This is a genomic window from Pseudarthrobacter sp. NPDC059871, assembly GCF_042731175.1.
Taxonomy (GTDB): Bacteria; Actinomycetota; Actinomycetes; order Actinomycetales; family Micrococcaceae; genus Arthrobacter.
The window spans coordinates 128,349-147,784 of the sequence record NZ_JBHWJV010000006.1; the positions used below are offsets into that span (position 1 = coordinate 128,349).

General features: G+C 68.2%; 19 protein-coding genes. 2 read left to right on the forward strand and 17 right to left on the reverse strand.

Annotation, left to right across the window (positions count from 1 at the left end):
• The first annotated feature begins 118 nt into the window (after positions 1-118).
• Entirely contained in the window at positions 119-958 is an 840-nt protein-coding gene (locus ACFV4R_RS10015; protein ID WP_377202389.1) for an ACT domain-containing protein, read from the forward strand.
• A 59-nt stretch (positions 959-1,017) separates the two neighbouring features.
• Here the strand turns inward: ACFV4R_RS10015 and ACFV4R_RS10020 are convergent, their stop codons facing one another.
• The 16 genes from ACFV4R_RS10020 to ACFV4R_RS10095 form a co-directional block, all read right to left on the reverse strand.
• On the reverse strand, positions 1,018-1,938 hold the full coding sequence (locus ACFV4R_RS10020; RefSeq protein WP_377202390.1) for a diacylglycerol/lipid kinase family protein: 921 nt from the start codon (positions 1,936-1,938) through the stop codon (positions 1,018-1,020).
• 81 nt (positions 1,939-2,019) lie between these two features.
• Positions 2,020-3,393 (reverse strand): NAD(P)(+) transhydrogenase (Re/Si-specific) subunit beta, encoded by a 1,374-nt coding sequence (locus ACFV4R_RS10025; protein ID WP_377202391.1) that lies wholly within the window; start codon positions 3,391-3,393, stop codon positions 2,020-2,022.
• Entirely contained in the window at positions 3,390-3,740 is a 351-nt protein-coding gene (locus tag ACFV4R_RS10030) for an NAD(P) transhydrogenase subunit alpha (protein ID WP_377202392.1), read from the reverse strand. Before ACFV4R_RS10030 ends, ACFV4R_RS10025 begins: the two co-directional genes overlap by 4 nt.
• Positions 3,740-4,909, reverse strand: coding sequence for a Re/Si-specific NAD(P)(+) transhydrogenase subunit alpha (locus ACFV4R_RS10035; protein WP_377202495.1), 1,170 nt, complete (start codon positions 4,907-4,909; stop codon positions 3,740-3,742). Before ACFV4R_RS10035 ends, ACFV4R_RS10030 begins: the two co-directional genes overlap by 1 nt.
• 178 nt (positions 4,910-5,087) lie before the next feature.
• Positions 5,088-5,897: an IclR family transcriptional regulator C-terminal domain-containing protein gene (locus ACFV4R_RS10040; RefSeq protein ID WP_377202393.1), complete on the reverse strand. Its 810-nt coding sequence runs from the start codon at positions 5,895-5,897 to the stop codon at positions 5,088-5,090.
• Positions 5,898-5,908: 11 nt separating this feature from the next.
• Positions 5,909-6,610, reverse strand: a complete 702-nt coding sequence (locus ACFV4R_RS10045) for a 3-oxoacid CoA-transferase subunit B (protein ID WP_377202394.1) — start codon at positions 6,608-6,610, stop codon at positions 5,909-5,911.
• A gap of 1 nt (position 6,611) precedes the next feature.
• Complete coding sequence (locus tag ACFV4R_RS10050) at positions 6,612-7,313, reverse strand: 3-oxoacid CoA-transferase subunit A (protein ID WP_377202395.1); 702 nt, start codon at positions 7,311-7,313, stop codon at positions 6,612-6,614.
• Between the two features lie 4 nt (positions 7,314-7,317).
• Positions 7,318-8,529, reverse strand: a complete 1,212-nt coding sequence (locus tag ACFV4R_RS10055; protein ID WP_377202396.1) for a thiolase family protein — start codon at positions 8,527-8,529, stop codon at positions 7,318-7,320.
• 106 nt (positions 8,530-8,635) lie between these two features.
• Positions 8,636-9,100: a 4-carboxymuconolactone decarboxylase gene (gene pcaC, locus ACFV4R_RS10060; RefSeq protein ID WP_377202397.1), complete on the reverse strand. Its 465-nt coding sequence runs from the start codon at positions 9,098-9,100 to the stop codon at positions 8,636-8,638.
• Positions 9,097-9,915: an alpha/beta fold hydrolase gene (locus ACFV4R_RS10065; RefSeq protein WP_377202398.1), complete on the reverse strand. Its 819-nt coding sequence runs from the start codon at positions 9,913-9,915 to the stop codon at positions 9,097-9,099. Before ACFV4R_RS10065 ends, pcaC begins: the two co-directional genes overlap by 4 nt.
• Positions 9,908-11,380, reverse strand: coding sequence for a lyase family protein (locus ACFV4R_RS10070; RefSeq protein ID WP_377202399.1), 1,473 nt, complete (start codon positions 11,378-11,380; stop codon positions 9,908-9,910). Before ACFV4R_RS10070 ends, ACFV4R_RS10065 begins: the two co-directional genes overlap by 8 nt.
• Entirely contained in the window at positions 11,377-11,940 is a 564-nt protein-coding gene (gene pcaG / locus ACFV4R_RS10075; RefSeq protein ID WP_377202400.1) for a protocatechuate 3,4-dioxygenase subunit alpha, read from the reverse strand. Before pcaG ends, ACFV4R_RS10070 begins: the two co-directional genes overlap by 4 nt.
• Positions 11,941-11,956: 16 nt before the next feature.
• The gene (pcaH, locus tag ACFV4R_RS10080) at positions 11,957-12,835 is read right to left on the reverse strand and encodes a protocatechuate 3,4-dioxygenase subunit beta (RefSeq protein ID WP_377202401.1); all 879 of its coding nucleotides are present in this window, start codon (positions 12,833-12,835) and stop codon (positions 11,957-11,959) included.
• A 42-nt stretch (positions 12,836-12,877) separates the two neighbouring features.
• The gene (locus ACFV4R_RS10085) at positions 12,878-14,749 is read right to left on the reverse strand and encodes a bifunctional sugar phosphate isomerase/epimerase/4-hydroxyphenylpyruvate dioxygenase family protein (protein ID WP_377202402.1); all 1,872 of its coding nucleotides are present in this window, start codon (positions 14,747-14,749) and stop codon (positions 12,878-12,880) included.
• Complete coding sequence (locus tag ACFV4R_RS10090; RefSeq protein ID WP_377202403.1) at positions 14,749-15,627, reverse strand: shikimate dehydrogenase; 879 nt, start codon at positions 15,625-15,627, stop codon at positions 14,749-14,751. Before ACFV4R_RS10090 ends, ACFV4R_RS10085 begins: the two co-directional genes overlap by 1 nt.
• A gap of 123 nt (positions 15,628-15,750) precedes the next feature.
• Positions 15,751-16,554, reverse strand: a complete 804-nt coding sequence (locus ACFV4R_RS10095) for an IclR family transcriptional regulator (RefSeq protein WP_377202496.1) — start codon at positions 16,552-16,554, stop codon at positions 15,751-15,753.
• 310 nt (positions 16,555-16,864) lie between these two features.
• Between ACFV4R_RS10095 and ACFV4R_RS10100 the strand changes: the two genes are divergently transcribed.
• Positions 16,865-18,184, forward strand: a complete 1,320-nt coding sequence (locus ACFV4R_RS10100) for an MFS transporter (protein WP_377202404.1) — start codon at positions 16,865-16,867, stop codon at positions 18,182-18,184.
• 147 nt (positions 18,185-18,331) lie between these two features.
• On the opposite strand, the gene ACFV4R_RS10105 is transcribed toward ACFV4R_RS10100, so the two are convergent.
• Positions 18,332-19,420: an ATP-dependent DNA ligase gene (locus tag ACFV4R_RS10105; protein WP_377202405.1), complete on the reverse strand. Its 1,089-nt coding sequence runs from the start codon at positions 19,418-19,420 to the stop codon at positions 18,332-18,334.
• Positions 19,421-19,436 lie beyond the last annotated feature (16 nt).

Consider the following 19,436-nt stretch of genomic DNA (forward strand, 5'->3'; position numbering starts at 1 on the left):
GCCGCACTGACGTTCCTGGTAAATCGTACGGCGGGGGCCGCCGGACCCGCCCATTAAATTCCCTTGAATGGAATCGGCAGGCAATGCGGCAGAAACAGCGCCCCCGGATGCTTGGGTCATGAAGCACGCACCGCGGGCCACGCCCGCCGCCGAACTGAGCTGCGAAGTCTGCGGAATGATGCCCGAGCCGCCCAAAGCCCGTTTGACCATGGCCAACGTGGCCGTGATGCTGCCCATCGAGCTGGTGGTCCATGCCCTGGTGGTGGAAACCCACCTGCCGTACGTGGCCAAGGTGCTGGTGCTCACACTGACGGCCACCGTGCTGGTGATCTGGGTGGCCGAACCGTCCGCCGCCCGGATCCTGCGCGGCTGGCTGCACGCTCCTGCGCTGCGCCACCGGCGGAAGCTTGGAGCCGCGCCGGCCCTGTGGCGGGCGCGCACGCTCCTGCGGGACGAGCCCGGTTCGCTGGAGAAAATCACGGGCACCCTGGCCCGCAACGGCATCAACATCCTGGGCATCCACGTCCACCCGGTCCCGGGCGGCGTGCTGGATGAGTTTGTGCTGTCCGCCCCCGGCAGCCTGGGTGAGCGGGAACTGCTGGAGGCATTGCACGACGGCGGCGGCAGCCGGGCGCACGTGTGGCCCACCACGGCGCTGGCCATGGCTGACGGCCAGACCAGGGCGCTCAGCCTGGCGGCCCGGATCGCCGGCGCCCCCGACGAACTGCCCCACGCCGTGGCAGAGCTGCTGGGCGCGCGGATCGTGCCGTCGTCGGGCGTTCCCGTGAAGATGCCCGACGACGGGACCCATCTCAAGGTCCCCACGGCATGGCACGGGCCGCTAATCTTCGCCCGGCCGGGGGAGCCCTTCACCCCGGCCGAATCAGCGCGCGCCCACCGGCTGGCCGAACTGGCGGAGATCCTGGCCCACAAGTCCGCCACTGCCACCCCCAACTAGGTAGCGCGAAGTGCCCTTTTGACGGTTCAAAACGGCACTTGGCGCTACTCAGTTGGGGGTTACATCCGGAGGGTGAGGGCGCCGGGCTCCATGGTCATCAGGACGTGCTTGCCCTCGCCTTCGTGGTCGCCGTCCAGCTGGTAGTTGTCCGCATGTTCGAGGGTGATTTCCACGGCCTTGCCCTGGAAGTACTCGACGGCGGTGTCCCGGTTGCGGCCCTTGCCGATGATGCCCGCCAGCACGGAGAGCCAGCCCAGCTTGCCGTGGTGCGGGGCCAGCACGGCAATGTCCAGCAGCCCGTCGTCCACCTTGGCATCGGGGAAGATCTCCAGGCCGCCCTGGACCTTGCCGCAGTTGCCCACCATCACGCTGCGGACACCGCGGTGCAGCACCGTCTCGCCGTCAATCACCACGGTGGCCTTGACCGGTTTCCCGGGCAGGTTGCGGATACCGGCGTCGACGTAGGCCAGCCAGCCCACTTTGCCCTTCAGGTCCTCGTTGGTGTCCGCCATGATGGTGGCGTCATAGCCCACGCCGGCCATCACCAGGAAGATCTGTTCCTTGTCCGGATCGTTGCGCTTGGCGCGGACCACGTCGATCTTGCGTTCGGTGCCGCTCAGGGCCCCCGCCATGGCGCCGTCGTAATCCGTGACGTCCATGCCGAGGTTGCGGGCCAGCAGGTTACCGGTGCCCAGCGGAAGGAGGCCCATGGGGACGTCGCCGCCCGCCAGGACCTCGGCCACGCACCGGACGGTGCCGTCGCCGCCGGCGGCGATGACGATGTCCGCTCCCTGCTCCAGGGCTTCTTTCGCCTGGCCCACACCGGGATCCTCCTTGGTGGTTTCCAGCCAGATGGCCTCGCCCCAGCCGTTTTCCACGCAGTGCTTGGCCACCAGGCCCCGCACATCGAACTCCACCGGCTTGGACGGGTTGACGATGATGGCGGCGCGCTTGGGAGAAGTGGAGCTGTTGGCAGTCATGGCGTCCTTCAGTGGCGGAATGGAAAGCAAGCTTCTGAGAGAAGAGTAGCCTGCCCGCCGCCGCCTTCCGGCCAATTCCCACTAGAGGGCCTTGACCGCCCCCAACACCTGGGCGAGCGAATCCTTGGCGTCGCCGAACAGCAGGGAGGTCTGCGGCTCGTACAGCAGTTCGTTTTCGATCCCGGCGAACCCGGGGCGCATGGAGCGCTTGAGGAACACCACCTGGCGCGCGGCGGAGACCTCCAGGATGGGCATGCCGTAAATCGGTGAGCCGGAGGACGTCTTGGCCGCGGGGTTCACCACGTCGTTGGCGCCCACCACCAGCGCCACATCCGCGGTCTTGAACTCGGGGTTGATTTCCACCATTTCCTTGAGCGACTCGTAGGGCACGTTGGCCTCGGCCAGGAGCACGTTCATGTGCCCGGGCATCCGGCCGGCCACGGGGTGGATGGCAAAGTCCACCTCGATCCCCCGGGCCTCCAGCGCCTGCGCCAGTTCCGCCGCAGTGTGCTGCCCCTGCGCCACCGCCAGGCCGTACCCGGGAACAATGATCACCCGCTGCGCATACCGCAGGAGCACCGCCACGTCCTCAGGTGTGGACGAGCGTACCGGGCGGTCGCTCACGGCGGTGGATCCCGCCGTCGAGCCTCCCCGGAACGCGCCGAACAGGATGCCCGCCACGCTGCGGCCCATCGCCGCCGCCATGGCGCGGGTCAGGATGGTGCCGGACGCCCCCACCAGGGTGCCGGCCACCACCAGCAGCACGTTGCCCAGCACCAGGCCCGACGCCGCAACGGCCAGGCCGGTGAAGGCGTTCAGCAGCGAAATCACAATGGGCACGTCCGCGCCGCCCACCGGCAGCACCAGCAGGACGCCGGCCGCGAGGCCCAGGACCAGCAGCACCACCGCGAACGCCGTGGATCCGGTGATCACGACGGCGATGGCGGCCGCCACGGATGCCAGCAGTACCGCGGCCATCACCACAGGCAGGCCGGGAAACAGCACCGGCCGCGTGGTCATCAGTTCCTGCAGCTTGGCGAACGTCACCCCGGAACCGGCGAAGGAAACCGCACCCACGAGGAGGGTGAACACGATGGCCAGCCGCACCCAGGGACCGTCCGCGTGGGGCAGTTCCAGGAGCGCCACCAACGCCGCTGCACCACCACCCACACCGTTGAACAGCGCTACCAGCTGGGGCATCTGCGTCATCTTCACGCGCCGCGCCACCGGCGCCGCCACCGCGGATCCCACAGCAATGGCGCCCAGGATCCAGGGGATGTTCTCGAGCCGGGCGGAGAGGAACACGGTGACGACGGCGATCAGGGCACCGAAGGCGCCGATCAGGTTGCCGCGGCGGGCGGTCCGGGGCGAGCTGAGCCCGCGCAGCGCGAGGATGAAGAAGACCGAGGCGGCCAGGTACAGCAGGGCGGTCCAGGCGGGGTCGAGGATGCTCATTTGCCGTCCGCCTTTGGTGCGGCACCGGACTGCGTGGCACCCGGCTGCGCGCGGCCCGTACGCGGAATTTCCTTCTTCGCGTGGAACATGTGCAGCATCCGGTCCGTCACCACGAAGCCACCCACCAGGTTGGCCGTGGCCAGGACGACGGCGAGCAGCGCCACCGAAAGGACCCACGGGTCCGTGGCCTGGCCGGCAACGATGATGGCACCCACCAAAATGATGCCGTGGATGGCGTTGGCGCCGGACATCAGCGGGGTGTGCAGGGTGCTGGAGACCTTGGACACCACCTCGAATCCCACGAAGACGGCCAGGACCGTGATGGTCAGCAGGCTCATTCCGTCCATCAGAGCACCCCTTCCTGCCGGGCCCGGGCTGTTTCACCGAGCAGCTCTGCGGTGGGCCGGTGCCGCACTTCGCCGGCGTGGGTAAAGCAGGCCCCCGCCACCACTTCGTCATCGAAGTCCAGGACGAGTTCCCCGTTCCGGACCATCAGCGCCAGGAGGTTGGCCACATTCTTGGCATAGAGGCGGGAGGCGTCGGACGCCATGGCGGAGGCCGGGTCCTTCAGTCCCACCAGGATCACGTGGCCGGCACCGTCGGCGGTGGGGACGGCGAGGTCCTCGCCGGGAACCACGCCTTCCACGTTTCCGCCGGACTCTGCTGCGAGGTCGACGACGACCGACCCGGGCCGCATGCCCTGCACCATGTCCCGGGTCACCAGGAGCGGTGCGCGCCTGCCCGGCACGGCCGCCGTCGTGATCAGGACGTCCGATTGCGCCACGTGCGGAGCGAGCAACTGACGCTGCCGGGTGCCGGCGTCGGAACTGAGCTGGCGGGCGTAGCCGCCGGCAGCCTCAGCGGTTTCCAGGTCCAGGCGGATAAAGGTGCCGCCCATGGACGCGACCTCGTCCGCGGAGGCGGGCCGGATGTCGTTGGCGGACACCCGGGCGCCAAGCCGTTTGGCCGTGCCGATCGCCTGCAGTCCGGCCACGCCTGCGCCGAGAACCAGGACGCGTGCGGGCGGGACCGTGCCGGCGGCGGTCATGTAGAGGGGGAAGAACCGTGGCAGCCGGATGGCGGCTTCCAGCACGCAGCGGTACCCGGCCACCAGGGCCTGGGAGCTGAGCGCGTCCATGGACTGGGCGCGGGAGATGCGCGGCACCAGCTCGAGGGCGAAGGACGTGGCCCCCGCCTCCGCGAGCGCCTGCACGGTGGGCAGTTCGGACGACGGCGACGCGAGCCCCACGGTGACCGCTCCCCTCTTCAGCCCGGCGGCCGTGCGCGGGTCCAGCGGGCGGACGTGCGCCAGGATATCCACGGCACCGGTGTCCAGTTCAGGAACGACGGCGGCGCCGGCCTCCGTGTAGTCGCGGTCCGGGTGCCCTGCGGCTGCGCCCGCACCCGCCTCGATCAGGACATCCAGGCCCATGCCGGCCAACTGCTTGACCGTGTCGGGAGACGCGGCCACGCGCCGTTCGCCGTCCCGGCGCTCCCGCGGAATGCCCAGTTTCACCCGCACGCTCCCTTCCTGCCGCCGTCCGGCAGTCTTGCGGCAGCCGCTCTGCTGCGCACAGTTGGGTTGAGTCTAGAGCGCGGGCTGCTGCTGCGGGAGTAGTGCGGCGGGCTTGGAGGGCAAACAGTTACCTTCGGGGTGCGCTGCCTGGGCCTGCCTGTGGCTTGGCCGGGGGAAATCAGCCGCGGGCGGTGAGGTCCGCGGAGATGAGCTTGGCGGTGGCCGTGATCTCCTGCGCCACCGATGCCAGGTAGGCTTCCGGGTCCTCCCGGGCTGCCACCGACTGGGCCTGCAGCGACACGTTGACCGCCGCCACCACCTTGGCTCCGTCAAACACCGGTGCCGCCACGGACATCAGCCCCGGTTCCAGTTCCTGGTCCAGCAGGCACCACCCCTGCGCCCGGACGGTCTCCAGTACCGCCAGCAGCTCCGGGACCGTCCCGAGCGCCCGGGGTGTGAGCGGCCGGATCTCAGCTGCGGCCAGGTATTCCTTGAGGGCCGGGGCCGGCAGGTTGGCCAGCAGCACCCGTCCCATGGAGGTGGCGTAGGCAGGGAAGCGGGTACCCACGGTGATGCCGACGGTCATGATCCGGCGCGTGGTCACCCGGGCGATGTAGGCGATGTCCACGCCGTCCAGGACAGCGGCCGACGTCGACTCCCCCAGTTTCAGGGACAGCTCTTCCAGGTGCGGCTGGGCCAGCTGCGGCAGGGACAGCCCGGACAGATAGGCGTAGCCGAGCTGGAGGACCTTGGCCGTGAGGGCAAACGTCTTCCCATCCGTCCGGACGTATCCCAGCTCCACCAGGGTGTGCAGGAACCGCCGCGCCGTGGCCCGGGTCAGGCCGGTCTGGCCCGCCACCTCGCTCAGGGTCATGACGGGCCGGTCGGCGTCGAAGGCCCGGATCACGGCCAGCCCGCGGGCCAGCGACTGGACGTACTGGTCGCTGGCCTGCGGTGGCTGGGTGTCCATGCGGACGGCGTCGGTCATGGTTACCAATCCTAGGGTGCGCCCGGGTCCCGGCGCCCGCCCGCGGGCGCGGCTTTGAGGGGGACGGGGAGGAGTTCCTGGAGTTCTTCGAGGGTGGTGCCGAAGGTTTCGCGGACGGTGACGCCGTCGGGGCCGGTGAGGAACACGGCTTTGTCGGTGTAGACGCGGGTCACGCAGCCGACGCCGGTGAGCGGGTAGGTGCAGGACTCCACGATCTTCGACGCGCCTTCGCGGGTCAGCAGGGTCATCATGACGAAGACGTCCTTGGCGCCGGTGGCGAGGTCCATGGCACCGCCGACGGCGGGAATCGCCCCGGGTGCCCCGGTGTGCCAGTTCGCGAGGTCACCGGTGGCGGAGACCTGGAACGCGCCCAGGACGCAGATGTCCAAGTGACCGCCGCGCATGATCGCGAACGAGTCGGCGTGGTGGAAGTAGGACGCGCCGGGGAGTTCGGTGACGGGGATCTTGCCGGCGTTGATCAGGTCACCGTCGATCTGGTCCCCTTCGGCGGCGGGGCCCATGCCGAGCATCCCGTTCTCCGTGTGGAGGGTGATGTTCTGTTCCTCGGTGAGGTAGTTCGACACCAGGGTGGGCTGCCCTATGCCCAGGTTCACGAAGGATCCCGGCGCGATGTCTCGCGCCACGAGCCGGGCGAGGTCGTCCCGGCCCAGCGGGGTCTCGGAGGTCTGGATGGACGTTTCGGTGAGGCTCATCTCAGGCCACCTGCCCTTCTGCGGTTGCGGTGCCCGCGCCGCTGCCGGCCACCTTCACGATGCTGTTGACGTAGATCCCGGGGGTGACCACGTTTTCCGGGTCCAGCCCGCCCGTGGGCACAATCTCGGAGACCTGGACGATGGTGTGCTTCGCCGCCGCTGCCATGATCGGGCCGAAGTTACGGGCAGTCTTGCGGTACACCAGGTTGCCCTTCCCGTCCGCCTTCAACGCCTTGACCAGGGCCACGTCGGCGTGGATGGGTGTTTCGAAGACCTGCCCGCGGCCGTCGATGATCCGGGTTTCCTTGCCCTCGGCGAGCACGGTCCCGTACCCGGTGGGGGTGAAGAACCCGCCGATCCCCGCGCCCGCGGCGCGGATCCGTTCGGCCAGGTTGCCCTGCGGCACCAGCTCCAGTTCGATCTCGCCGGCCTTGTACTTTGCGTCGAAGTGCCAGGAATCGGACTGCCGCGGGAACGAGCAGATCATCTTCCGCACCCGGCCTTCCTTGATCAGCAAAGCGAGGCCCTGGTCGCCCTGCCCGGCGTTGTTGTTCACCACCGTCAGGCCCGTCGCCCCGCATTCGAGGAGCGCGTCGATCAGTTCGAACGGCTGCCCGGCGTTGCCGAACCCGCCGATCATCACGGTGGAACCGTCCTGGATCCCGGCCACGGCCTCCCGGACCGAATCAACAAAAGTCAGCATGCGCTTAAGCCTTTCCTGCGTTGTTACCGGAAGCAGTGACGTTTTCGAGGACCACGGCAAGTCCCTGGCCCACGCCGATGCAGATCGCCGCGACACCCCAGCGCTCCCCGGAGGCCTGCAGGGACCGGGCAAGGGTGCCCAGGATCCGGGTCCCGGACGCACCCAGCGGGTGGCCCATCGCGATCGCCCCGCCATGGGCATTCACGATTCCCGGGTCGATGCCCCAGGCGTTGATGCAGGCCAAGGACTGCGCGGCGAACGCTTCGTTAAGTTCGACGGCGCCCACCTGGTCCCAGCCGATCCCCGCCTTCGCGAGGGCCTTGTTCGCCGCCTCCACCGGTGCGTACCCAAAGAACTGGGGATCGTTGCCATGCGCACCGCGGCCGGCGATGCGAGCCAGCGGGTCCAGGCCCAGCAGCCCCGCGGCAGCTTCACTGCCCACCCAGGCCGCGGAGGCGCCGTCGGACAACGGCGAAGCGTTCCCCGCCGTCACCGTCCCGTCCTCGGCACGGAACACCGTCTTCAGGCCGGCGAGCTTCTCCGCGGACGAACCGGCACGGATGCCCTCGTCACGGACCAGGTCCGTGCCCGGGACCGGGGTGACCAGGTTGTCGTAGAACCCCTCATCCCACGCAGCTGCGGAGAGGTTGTGCGAGTTCGCAGCAAACTCATCCTGCGCCTCCCGGGTCACCCCGTACTTCTCGCGCAAACGCTCGGTGGCCTCGCCCAGGGAGATGGTCCACTCCTTCGGCATCGTCTTGTTCACCAGCCGCCAGCCCAGCGTCGTGGACGCCAGCGTCATATCCCCGGCCGGGTACGGCTTCTCCGTCTTCGGCAACACCCACGGCGCGCGGGACATCGACTCAGCACCACCCACCAGGACCAGATCGGCGTCGCCGGCGTTGACCTGCCGCGACGCAATGATCGCCGCGTCCAGCGAAGACCCGCACAAACGGTTCACCGTGGTCCCGGGAATCGAGACCGGCAAGCCCGCCAGCAGCGTACCCATCCGGGCAATGTTGCGGTTCTCCTCGCCGGCGCCGTTCGCGTTCCCGAACACCACCTCGTCAATCCGCTCCGGATCAAGGCCCGGCACGCGCTGCACCGACTCCCTGATCACGTGAGCGGCCAAATCATCCGGACGCACCCCGGCAAGGCCGGAGCCGAACTTACCGAACGGAGTGCGCACCGCGTCGTACACAAAAGCCTGGTTCATCATTTCCTCTGGTTCTCTGGGGACCCAACTAAGTAGCAGTAAGTGCCGTTATGAGGGTCCAAAACGGCACTTTGCGCTACCTAGTTTGGGGGCGTGGTTTTGGGAGTCAGTCGTCCACGTGGGTGGTATCGATGTCAGCGTTGTCCACTTCGTGGAAGACCTGCTGTGCGGTTTTGAAGGCCGTGTTGGCGGACGGGACGCCGCAGTAGATAGCGGTCTGCAGCAGGATTTCCTTGATCTCGTCCCGGCTGAGGCCGTTCCGGAGGGCCGCCCGGATGTGCATCGCCAGTTCCTCCCAGTGGCCGTGGGCCACCATGGCGGTAATGGTGACGGCGGATCGCATCTGCCGGGTCAGGCCGGGCCGGGTCCAGATGCCACCCCACGCGATGCGGGTGATCATGTCCTGGAAGTCCTCGGTGAACCCGTCCTTGGCGGCGTTGGCCCGGTCCACGTGCTCGTCGCTGAGGACTTCGCGCCGGACGGCCATGCCGCCGTCGTAAATGTCCTGGCTGGTGGCACCGGGCTGGACCACGCCGTTGCGCGCCGGATCAGGCTGTCCGGGGCCGCTCACTTTGCTGCCACCTGTGATTCGGCCCAGCTGATCAGCCCGCGCATCAGCTCGGCCACGTGGGCGGGAGCTTCGGCGGGGGCCAGGTGGGCGGTGCCTTCGAGCGTGACGGCCGTGGCGGTTCCGCCGCCGCCGGTGATTCCTGCGGCCACGTCATCGGCCATCGCAGGCGTGGCGACGCCGTCTAGGGCACCGGCGATCACCTGGGTGGGAACCCGGATGCTGCCGAGTTCGGACCGGACATCGAACGCCGCCAGCGCTTCGCAGCAGAACGCGTAGCTGAACCGGTCGGCATCGCGCAGGGCGTGCAGGAGGCGGCTGCTCAGTTCCGGCTGGCTGTCCATAAATCCGGGGGCGAACCAGCGCTCGGCGGAGCCCTGGATCATCACCGGCGTGCCCTGGGTCCGGACGGTTTCGGCGCGTTCCAGCCAGCCTTCAGGGGTTCCGATTTTGGCACCGCTGTTCTGCACGGACAGGCTTTTCAGCCGTGCTCCGTGCTTGATGCCCAGCTGCAGGCCCACCGCACCGCCCAGGGAGACCCCGGCGTAGTGGAAGTTTTCACCCGGGGCAACGGAGTCGGCCAGGTCCACCACGGAGTCCGCGAGGGCTGCAACGTCGAACGCTTCGGTCGCTGCTGGCGAAACGCCGTGGCCGGGCAGGTCCCAGGCCACCACGTCGTAGTCAGTGCCAAGCAGGGATGCGGTTCTGTTCCAGAGGATGGAGGAGGTACCCAGGGACGGGCCCACCAACAGAAGGGGGTGCTCGCCCAGGGGTCGTTGGGGGGACAGCAGCGCTGCCTTCAGTGCCGGCTTAGCCACGGGGAGCTCCATTCGCGTCGGTAGGGGTAGCAAATTCGGGGTAGGCCGCCAGGATGCGGCGGGAGATTTCCGCCGCCTGGCCCAAGTAGTTGGCGGGGTCCAGGAGTTCCTCCAGCCGGGCATCGGTAACGACGACGGCGGGGTCGGCCTCGCGGAACAGCTTGCGGTAGGTGCCGGCCTGCTCGGCGGGCGACGCCTGGAGGGTCCGGTCCACCACGTCCTGCAGCTGCTGCTTGCCGCTGCGGCCGTCCTGGTCTCCGAGCAGGGGTGCCACTGCGGCGGCGACGCCCTCGGCCAGCAGCAGCGGGCCGGAGAGGTCAAGGTTGCGGCGCATGGCGTCCGGAAACACCCGGAGGCCTTCGGCGAGTTCGCGGATGTGGCCAGCGGCGCCGAGGGCCAGGGCCAGCAGCTGGCGCAGGGCCGGCCACTCGGTGTGCCAGGCGCCGTCCGGGCGTTCGTCATTGAAGTTGGCGGCCGCCACATGCAGCTGGGCGGCCAAATGGGGTGCCTGCAGGGCGGCGCTGCGGGCCAGGACGGACAGCACAGGGTTCTGTTTCTGCGGCATGGCGGAGGACACTCCCCGTCCGGCCGCACGCGGTTCTCCGAGCTCAGCCACCTCGGGCCGGCTCAGGAACAGGACGTCGGCGCCGATCTTGCCGAAAGCATCCAGTACGGAGGCCAGCGCATGGCCCAGGGATGTGATGGCCACGCGGTTGGTGTGCCACGGAGCCGGGGCCGGAGCCAGGCCCAGCTGGGCCGCCAGCGCATCGGCAAGGGTGAACGGGGTGGCGGAGGTACCGTCCGTCAGCACTGTCCCGGCAGCGAGCGTTCCCGCCGCACCACCGAACTGGACAGGGAAGTCCAGGTTTTCCAGTTGCCGGCCTGCAGCGGCCACACCCTGGAACCACTGCGCAGCCCGCAGCCCGAAGGTGAAGGGAAGCGAATGCTGCGTCAGGCTCCTGCCCACGCACAGCGTTTCCGCATGCTGCCCCGCCAAGGCGGCGAGCGCCGTCGTTGTAGCTTTCACATCCGCGAGCACGGCGTGGGCCGCGTTCCTGGCCAGCAGCATCAGGGCCGTGTCCAGCACGTCCTGGCTGGTCAGCGAGGTGTGCACGGCTTTCCCGGCCCCAATCCCGGCGGTGTCCAGCGCCGCGACGTTCTTCCGGAGGTCAGCCAGCAGCGGGATCACCGGGTTGGCGCCGCCTTGGGCCCGCCGGGCGATGTCCGCCACGTCGTAGCGCCCGGCCTCGGCAGCGGAGGCTACGACGGCGGCGGACCCGGCAGGTGCCAGGCCGGCGTGTTCCAGCACGGCGGCCCAACCGGATTCGACGGCGAGGATAGCCGCCAGCACGGCACGGTCGCCGGTGAGCGCCGCCACGAGGGGCGACGCCGAGACGGGACTGAGCAGGCCGGCGTCGCCTCCGTCCGCGAAGGGGTGCAGGTCTCCGGGGGCGGGATGCGTCACTGGAAGTCCAGGAAAACCGTCTCGCCCTCACCCTGGAGTCGGACATCCCAGGTGAGGCCGCCATCGGGGTCGCGGCGGGCGATCAGCGTACTGCGGCGCTCCGGATCCAGCGAACTGAGCAGGGGGTCGTTGGCCAGGGCCTCGGTGTCCTCCGGAAGGTAGATGCGGGTGAAGAGGCGGTTGGTCAGGCCGCGGGCAAAGATGGCCACCGAAATGAACGGGGCCGAGCCGGGCTTGGTGGGGCCGGGGTTCACGGTGGTGAAGGTGTAGACGCCGGAGTTGCCCACGGCGCCGCGGCCCCAGCCGGTAAACGTGTAGCCGTCACGGACCAGTGAGCCGGTGCGGTGGACCACGTTGCCGTCAGAGTCAGGCTGCCAGATTTCCAGGATGGCGTCCGGGATGGCCTGGCCGGCGCCGTCGTACACTGTGCCCTGCAGGCGGATGGAGCCAGGCGAACCGGGGGCCAGCAGCTCATTGTCCTTCTCGTACGGGAGCGCGTAACCGTAGAACGGGCCTACCGTCTGGCCGGGGGTGGGAACGAGTTTGGTGGAGTTGCTCATGTGCGTGGTCCTCTGCCTATTCGTTGTCGTCGTCGCCGGCGGCACCCAGTGCCTCGTTTTCGGTCCAGGTCCGCTTGGCCCCGGTCAGTACGATGTCCCAGTTGTAGCCCAGGGCCCACTCGGGTTCGGTGAGGCTGTGGTCGTAGCTGGCCACCAGCCGGTCGCGGGCGTCCTGGTCCACGATGGTCTGGTAGATGGGGTCCAGCGGGAAGAGCTGGTCACCGGGGAAGTACATCTGGGTGATGATGCGCTGCGTGAATTCGGTGCCGAACAGCGAGAAGTGGATGTGTGCCGGGCGCCAGGCGTTCAGGTGGTTCTTCCACGGGTACGCGCCGGGCTTGATGGTGGTGAAGCGGTAGGAGCCGTCCGGGCCGGTGATGCAGCGGCCGATTCCCGTGAAGTTGGGGTCGATGGGTGCCGGGTGCTGGTCCCGCTTGTGGATGTAGCGGCCGGAGGCGTTAGCCTGCCAGATTTCCACGAGCTGCCCGGCCACGGGGCGGCCGTCGCCGTCCAGGACGCGGCCGGCCACGATGATCCGCTCACCCTGGGGTTCACCGTTGTGCTGGATGGTCAGGTCCGATTCCAGCGCGTGCACGTCCTGGTGCCCGAACGCCGGCGAGTACAGCTCAATGGTTTCCGGGTCCGTGTGGTGCAGGCTCTTGGTGGGGTGGCGCAGGATGCTGCTCCGGTACGGCGGGTAGTCCAGGCGCGGCTGGACCTCCGGCTGCGCACCGTCCTTGAGCGCGCGCCGGTAGGCCTCGCCGATGGAGCTGATCTCGGCGCTGAGGTCGGCCTGGGTCTCGATGGCCTTGTCCAGCGGCAGGTGGGCCGCCTTCGGCTCGGCGGGCGGTACGGATTCGTCCGATTCAGGCTGGGCGTTGGTCTCTTCCGGCACGTCCGGCTCCTTTCTGGGGGTGTTCTCTGGTGCGTTGGATGGTCAGCGGTGCAGTGAGTCGTACTGGACGGCGTGGCGGACGGGCGCATTCGGGGCGCCGTAGCCGCTGTAGGCTCCGCGGCGTTCCACCATTTCGAAGAACACGCTGCCCACGGTGGCTGTATAGAAATGAAGGAATTCGCCGTCCGCGTCCCGGTCGTACAGGAGGTTGAGCTCCCGGAGTGTGGCCAGGAAGCCGGGGGCGAGGTCGAACCGGGCGTCCAGGTCCTCGTAGTAGTTGGCGGGGATCTGCAGGAAGTCCAGGCCGCGGGCCCGGGCTGCCCGTGCCGCCGCCACAAGGTCGTCCACCGCGAAGGCGATGTGTTCCTGGTAGGTCTTCGGGCCGTGGGCCTGCTGCACCGGGGCGAGGTTCAGCACCAGCCGGACCGCGCCGTCGGCCGTTTCCATGACCTGGGAGCGGACCAGGCCGCTGGGGCTGGGGACCTCGGCGAAGGGCTGCGGTTCCAGGGCGAGGGCGCTGGTGTAGAAGAGCACGGCCTCGTCGAAGTGCTGCCACGGCTGGGCCAGGTTCACGTGGTCGATCACCGCATTCTGCGCGGAACGTGCGTGCTCGAGCCCTTCCCCGAACTCGTGGGTCCACGCGGCAGTGCCGTCCGGGCTGCCCTGGCAGAGGAAGATCTCGGTGGAGTCCGGGGCGGAGATGCCCTGGAAGACTTCCTCGTCGGCCTGGACCTTGCGGGCCACCACCGGTGCCTTGAGCTGCTGTGCACGGGCTGAGGCAATCACTGGGGAATCGACGTCGAACCCCAGGGCCGCGATGGAGGGCTCGGCGTGCGAGGCCGCCTGCTCGTTGATGATGACCCGGGCCTGCCCCATGGTCCACAGCTGGACATCCTTGGTGCGGTGCCGGCCCTCGAAGCCGAAGCCGAGCTGGCCCAGGAGCTTCTCCAGCTGTGCGGTGTCGTCCGCCTTCACCTCGGCGAAGTTGAAGCCCGCGGGTTCGTTCACTTTGGGGAGCGTGGCCAGTTCCATGGGATAACGACGCCGGAGCCCGGCGCCGCCCGCCGCACCGTCCATGCCGTTCCCGGCGTTGTCGGCGAGCCACTTGGCGCTCTGTTCCTCCAGCCAGATGAGCGAGCGCATCGCATCGACGGCCGTGCGCTCCACATCGGACTGCCGGAAGACGTCGTTGAAGACCTCCAGTGACACCGGCCCGGTGTAGCCGGCGCGGACCACGTGGCCCATGAACTTAGCGAGCTCAAACTGCCCTTCGCCCGGAAAGACCCGGTAGTGGCGGCTCCAGGACAGGACGTCCATGGACAGTTTGGGGGCATCCGCCACCTGGACAAAGAAGATCTTCTCCGCGTTGATCTGCTCGATCGGTGCGGTATCCCAGTCGCGGGACAGGATGTGGAAGGAGTCCAGGCAGGTGCCCAGGTTGGGGTGGTCCACCATCTCCACCAGGCGGTAGGCGTGTTCGTAGTCGTTGACGTACTTGCCCCAGGCCAGCGCCTCGTAGGCCACCTTGATGCCGTGGTCCCCGGCCAGTCCGGCAAGCTGGGCCAGCTGTTCGGCGCGGACGCCGTCGTCGTCGATGGTGGCGGTGGCAACGTTGGAGCACACCAGGACGGTGTGCATGCCCAGGCGGGACATGAGCTTGAACTTGGCCTCGGCGCGCCTGAGGTTGGCCTTGAGCAGGTCCGGGGTGACGCCGTCGAAATCCCGGAAAGGCTGGTAAAGGTCCAGGCCGAGCCCCAGGTCTGCAGCCATTTTCCGGACGTCTTCCGGGCTGAGCGGAGAAGTGACAAGGTCCTGTTCGAAGATTTCGATGCCGTCGAAGCCCGCGATGGCGCAGGCCTGCATCTTTTCCTTCAAGGTGCCGGAAAGGCAGACGGTGGCGATACCCGTACGCATCAGGCGGCCACCTCGGCAGCCACAAGCTCAAGGAAGTGGCTGCGCATCCGCTCCGGGTCGGCGTCGAGGCCGGTGAAGATCCGGAAAGCGTCGGCGGCCTGGCCCACGGCCATGCGGCCGCCGTCCAGCACGTCGCAGCCCTTGGCGCGGGCGCCGCGGACCAGCTCGGTCTCGATGGGCCGGTAGACAATGTCGGCAACCCAGTGCCGGGGTTCGAGCAGCTCGAGGTCCAGCGGAACGCCTGGGTGCGCGGCCATGCCTACCGGGGTGCAGTGCACCAGGCCACCGGCCAGCGGCATGAGCTGCGGCAGCTCCGCCGTGGTGCGCGCCGTGACGGTGCTGTCCGGGAAGAAGCCGGACAGTTCCGCGGCCCGCGCGGCCGCCCGTTCGGGATCCATGTCCACCAGGTCCAGCACTGTCACGCCCGCGCTGAGCAGGGCGTACGCGACGGCGGACCCGGCACCTCCCGCGCCGAGCTGCACCACGCGGTCCAGCCGGGCGCCCGGGAGACCCGAGGCGAGGGCTGCGGCGAAGCCGGAAAAGTCGGTGTTGTGGCCGATGAAGCGGCCGTCCCGGATGACCACGGTGTTGACGGCGCCGAGCCGGCGGGCATCGGGGCTCACCTCGTCCAGGTGCTGCAGGACCAGCTGCTTGCAGGGATGCGTGATATTCAGGCCGTTGAAGCCCAGCGTGCGGGCGCTGCGGAGGACCTCGCCCACAGAGTCCCCCGCCAGGCCAAGTTCGAGGAGGTCAATGGGGCGGTACAGGTAGCGCAGGCCCTGCACGTCACCTTCCCGTTCGTGCATGGGCGGGGTGAGCGATGGCGTCACGCCATCTCCAACCAGTCCCACCAGGTAGGACTCAGTTCGTAGGCTCATCCGTGCAGCTCCTTTGGTAACGGCACCGGGCCGCGGGACGGCACGCCGGTGACAGGGATTACAGTACAGCAATTGTTCATTCTGCGCACTAGTGTTCGACTAGCGAACACTAGTGGCGCGGGTCTACCTTTGCGGAAGCCGCGCGGCCAGCTCGGCCGCAGCATCCTGCAGGAGTGATACGTGCGCCTTCAGCTCGTCCAGGGTCATCCGAAAGACCGGAGCCGCCGTCGCCAGCGACGCAAAGGCGTGCCCCTGACTGTTGAGCAGCGGGACCGCGACGGCACGCATGCCGATCTCGTTTTCCTCGTCCATCACGGCGTAGCCCTGGCGGCGCACCTGGTCGATCTCCCGGCGGAAGTCATCGCGGTCCGTGATGGACTTTTCCGTCAGCGGCTCGAGCGGCAGCTCCGCGAGGAGCTTTTCGCGCTCGGCGTCCTCGGCAAAGGCCACCAGCGCCTTGCCGACGGCGGTGGCGGACAGCGAGCCCAGGTGGCCGGGGTCGCTGGTCACCCGGAACATCTGCGGGCCGTCCACCTTATTGACCGTCAGGTGGTGATGGCCGTCCCGGACGCTGAGGATGGTGGCCTCGCCGGTCTGTTCCGTGACCCGGCGAAGGACCGGCATTGCGGCTCCGGCGAAACCATGATGGTTGGAAACGCGCTGGCCCAGCTGGAAGATCCGCAGGCCCAGGTGGTAGCGCCGGCCATCCGGCTCATAGTCCACGAACCCGTCACGGGCGAGCGAACCGAGGAGCCGGTAAGTGGTGCTGAAGGGCAGCTCCGCGCGCCGCGAAATCTCTGCCGCACTGGCACCGCGCGGCTCATCGCCCAGGAGCACCAGCAAGCCAAGGGCCTTGCCCACCATGTCGGTCCGCTCGGCACTTTTCCTGCCCGCACCCTTGGCCGCGTCCGGGGATTCGCCCTGCATGTCCGGGGCGCCGGCAGGGCTATCCTCGCCCGTCGGATCACCCTGGACATCATCGGCCATTGTGGCTTGATTCACACTCATACGTCGATGTTGCCACAATGTGAGAGCTATTTCTAGATGGTGATTATTTTCTTGACAAGTGACACCCCTCACAGCCATCATTGCTGTATCGCACAAGTAGCTCTCACCATGTGGCTACTCGCTCGGGTCTTGAAAGGACTCCAGCCGCATCGCGCCCCGCCCGCACCCAGGCCGCGGCGGCTGCGACTCCTGAACCATCCGCGACAATGTCGTCACACAAAGGAACTCCATGAGCCAGACACTTCCTTCCGCCGGAGCGGGCACCGCCACGCATGCCGGCACCCCCAAGAAAGCCGCACTCGCCAGCTTCCTGGGCAGCGCCGTCGAATACTACGACTTCTTCATCTTCGGCTCGGCGGCCGCACTGATCTTCCCCACAGTCTTCTTCCCCAGCGCTGACGCCAACGCGGCCATCATGTCCTTCGCCACCTTCGGCTTCGCGTACGTTGCGCGGCCGGTGGGCGCCGTCATCCTGGGCCACTTCGGCGACCGGGTGGGCCGGCAGAAAGTCCTGATGTTCACCCTCGTCCTGATGGGTGCGTCCACCTTCCTCATCGGCTGCCTGCCGGACTTCAACACCGTGGGGTGGTGGGCTCCCGCACTGCTGGTGCTGGCCCGCCTCTGCCAGGGCCTCTCCGCCGCCGGTGAGCAGGCCGGCGCTTCCTCCATGACCCTGGAGCACGCCCCGGACAACCGCCGGTCCTTCTTCACGTCCTGGACCCTGACCGGCACGCAGGGAGGCCAGATCCTCGCGGCCCTGGTGTTCATCCCCGTCCTGGCCCTGCCGGACGAGATCAAGTACGGCATCGGCTGGCGCATCCCGTTCTGGCTCAGCGCAGTGGTGGTTGTGGTGGCGTTCTTCATCCGGCGCACCCTGCACGAGCCGCCCGCCTTCGCCGAAGCCCAGAAGTCCGCGCAGATCTCCAAGCTTCCCGTGGCCGACCTCCTCAAGGGCCACTGGCGCGATGTGCTCCGCGTGATCTGCTGCGCCTTCATCGCCGCCGTGTCCACCGTGTTCGGCACCCTCGCCATCAGCTACGCCAAGACCGTGGCCGGCGTGGACGGCACCACCACCCTGTGGCTCGTAGTGGGCGCCAACCTGGTGGCACTGGGCACCCAGCCGCTGTTCGGCATGCTGGCAGACAAGATCGGCCGCAAGCCCGTCTACATCTACGGTGCCCTGGCCAGTGCGGTGCTCACCCCGCTGTTCCTGCTGAGCCTGGAATCCGGCAACGTCCCGCTGATGTTCCTGGCCGCGATCGGCATGTTCTCCTGCGGTTACGCCGCCGCCAACGCCGTATGGCCGTCCTTCTACGCCGAAATGTTCAGCACCAAGGTCCGCTTCTCCGGCCTGGCCATCGGCACCCAGCTGGGCTTCCTGATGGCAGGGTTCGCCCCGGCCATCGTGGCCGCGATGGGTGGCATCAAGCCCGGCGGCTGGGTGCAGATCAGCATCTTCACCGCTGTCATCTGCGTCATCGCTGCTGTTTCGGCCATGACGGCCAAGGAGTCCTACAGGATCCCCACCAAGCAGCTCGGCCTCAAGTAGGCGCCCAGCGCGTACATTCCTTCCCGGTTACTTGACCGGACAAAGCCCGCCATCTTCCGGAAAACCCGGAGGTGGCGGGCTTTTCCATGCCACCGGCGGCGTTGGGGTGCCGGCAACTGGGCAGGACTGCACGACGGCCGCAAGGAATTACCCCCGGCCGGTGTCCAGCACGGACGCCAGATCGAAGTTCACCGGCTCCTCCAGCTGCGCGTACGTGCAGGACTCCGGGTCCCGGTCCGGCCGCCAGCGGTTGAACTGGGCGGTGTGGCGGAACCTCTCGCCTTCCATGTGGTCGTAGCGGACCTCCACCACCAGTTCGGGCCGGAGCGGCACGAAGGACAGGTCCTTGCCGGCGCTCCAGCGGCTGCCCTCGGCGTTGCGGGGTGTCCGTTCCCCTTCCTCCTGTTTTGCCCAGGCCCATGGATGGTTGTCGAAGTCGGTCACCAGCGGCTGCACTTCCTGGAAGAGTTCCTGCCGGCGCTTCATCGGGAAGGCGCCGATCACGCCCACGCTGGCCAGGCCGCCGTCGTCCTTGTACAGGCCCAGGAGCAGTGACCCGATGACATCCGGGCCGCTCTTGTGCAGCCGGTAGCCGGCCACTACGCAGTCGGCGGTGCGCTCGTGTTTGATCTTGAACATCGTGCGCTTGTCCGGCTCATACGTCCCGTCCAGGCGCTTGGCCACCAAGCCGTCCAGCCCGGCACCTTCAAACTGCTCGAACCACTGGCCCGCCGTGCCCTTGTCCCTGGTGGCGGCGGTGAGGTGGACCGGGGCCTTGCTGGCCGCGAGCGCCTTTTCCAGGGCGGCCCGGCGTTCGGCGAAGGGCCTGCCGGTGTAGTCTTCACCGTCCAGAGCCAGCAGGTCGAAGGCAACGAAGGAGGCGGGGGTCTGCTCGGCCAGGAGTTTCACCCGGCTGGCGGCGGGATGGATGCGCTGCTGCAGGGTGTCGAAGTCCAGGCGGTCACCGGAGGCACCAACCAGGATGATCTCACCGTCCACCACGCACCGCTCCGGGAGGTTCTCCTTGAGTGCGGTCACGAGTTCGGGGAAGTAGCGGGTCATCGGTTTTTCGTTGCGGCTGCCGATCTCGAGCTCGTTCCCGTCGCGGAAGATGATGGACCGGAATCCGTCCCATTTGGGTTCGTAGCTGAGGTCCCCGCCTTTCGGAATGCCGTCGATGCCGCTGACGGCCTTGGCAAGCATGGGCGGGACGGGCGGCATCACGGGAAGTTCCATGTGCCCATTCTTGCCC

What these genes read in the sequence shown, in the direction of transcription:
- ACFV4R_RS10055 (WP_377202396.1), bottom strand. Translation starts at nt 8,529, where the DNA reads ATGAACCAGGCTTTTGTGTACGACGCGGTGCGCACTCCGTTCGGTAAG.
- ACFV4R_RS10020 (WP_377202390.1), bottom strand. Translation starts at nt 1,938, where the DNA reads ATGACTGCCAACAGCTCCACTTCTCCCAAGCGCGCCGCCATCATCGTC.
- ACFV4R_RS10040 (WP_377202393.1), bottom strand. Translation starts at nt 5,897, where the DNA reads ATGACCGACGCCGTCCGCATGGACACCCAGCCACCGCAGGCCAGCGAC.
- ACFV4R_RS10090 (WP_377202403.1), bottom strand. Translation starts at nt 15,627, where the DNA reads ATGAGCCTACGAACTGAGTCCTACCTGGTGGGACTGGTTGGAGATGGC.
- ACFV4R_RS10030 (WP_377202392.1), bottom strand. Translation starts at nt 3,740, where the DNA reads ATGGACGGAATGAGCCTGCTGACCATCACGGTCCTGGCCGTCTTCGTG.
- ACFV4R_RS10100 (WP_377202404.1), top strand. Translation starts at nt 16,865, where the DNA reads ATGAGCCAGACACTTCCTTCCGCCGGAGCGGGCACCGCCACGCATGCC.
- pcaG (WP_377202400.1), bottom strand. Translation starts at nt 11,940, where the DNA reads ATGAGCAACTCCACCAAACTCGTTCCCACCCCCGGCCAGACGGTAGGC.
- ACFV4R_RS10050 (WP_377202395.1), bottom strand. Translation starts at nt 7,313, where the DNA reads ATGCTGACTTTTGTTGATTCGGTCCGGGAGGCCGTGGCCGGGATCCAG.
- ACFV4R_RS10085 (WP_377202402.1), bottom strand. Translation starts at nt 14,749, where the DNA reads ATGCGTACGGGTATCGCCACCGTCTGCCTTTCCGGCACCTTGAAGGAA.
- ACFV4R_RS10025 (WP_377202391.1), bottom strand. Translation starts at nt 3,393, where the DNA reads ATGAGCATCCTCGACCCCGCCTGGACCGCCCTGCTGTACCTGGCCGCC.
- ACFV4R_RS10095 (WP_377202496.1), bottom strand. Translation starts at nt 16,554, where the DNA reads ATGCAGGGCGAATCCCCGGACGCGGCCAAGGGTGCGGGCAGGAAAAGT.
- ACFV4R_RS10015 (WP_377202389.1), top strand. Translation starts at nt 119, where the DNA reads ATGAAGCACGCACCGCGGGCCACGCCCGCCGCCGAACTGAGCTGCGAA.
- ACFV4R_RS10045 (WP_377202394.1), bottom strand. Translation starts at nt 6,610, where the DNA reads ATGAGCCTCACCGAAACGTCCATCCAGACCTCCGAGACCCCGCTGGGC.
- ACFV4R_RS10105 (WP_377202405.1), bottom strand. Translation starts at nt 19,420, where the DNA reads ATGGAACTTCCCGTGATGCCGCCCGTCCCGCCCATGCTTGCCAAGGCC.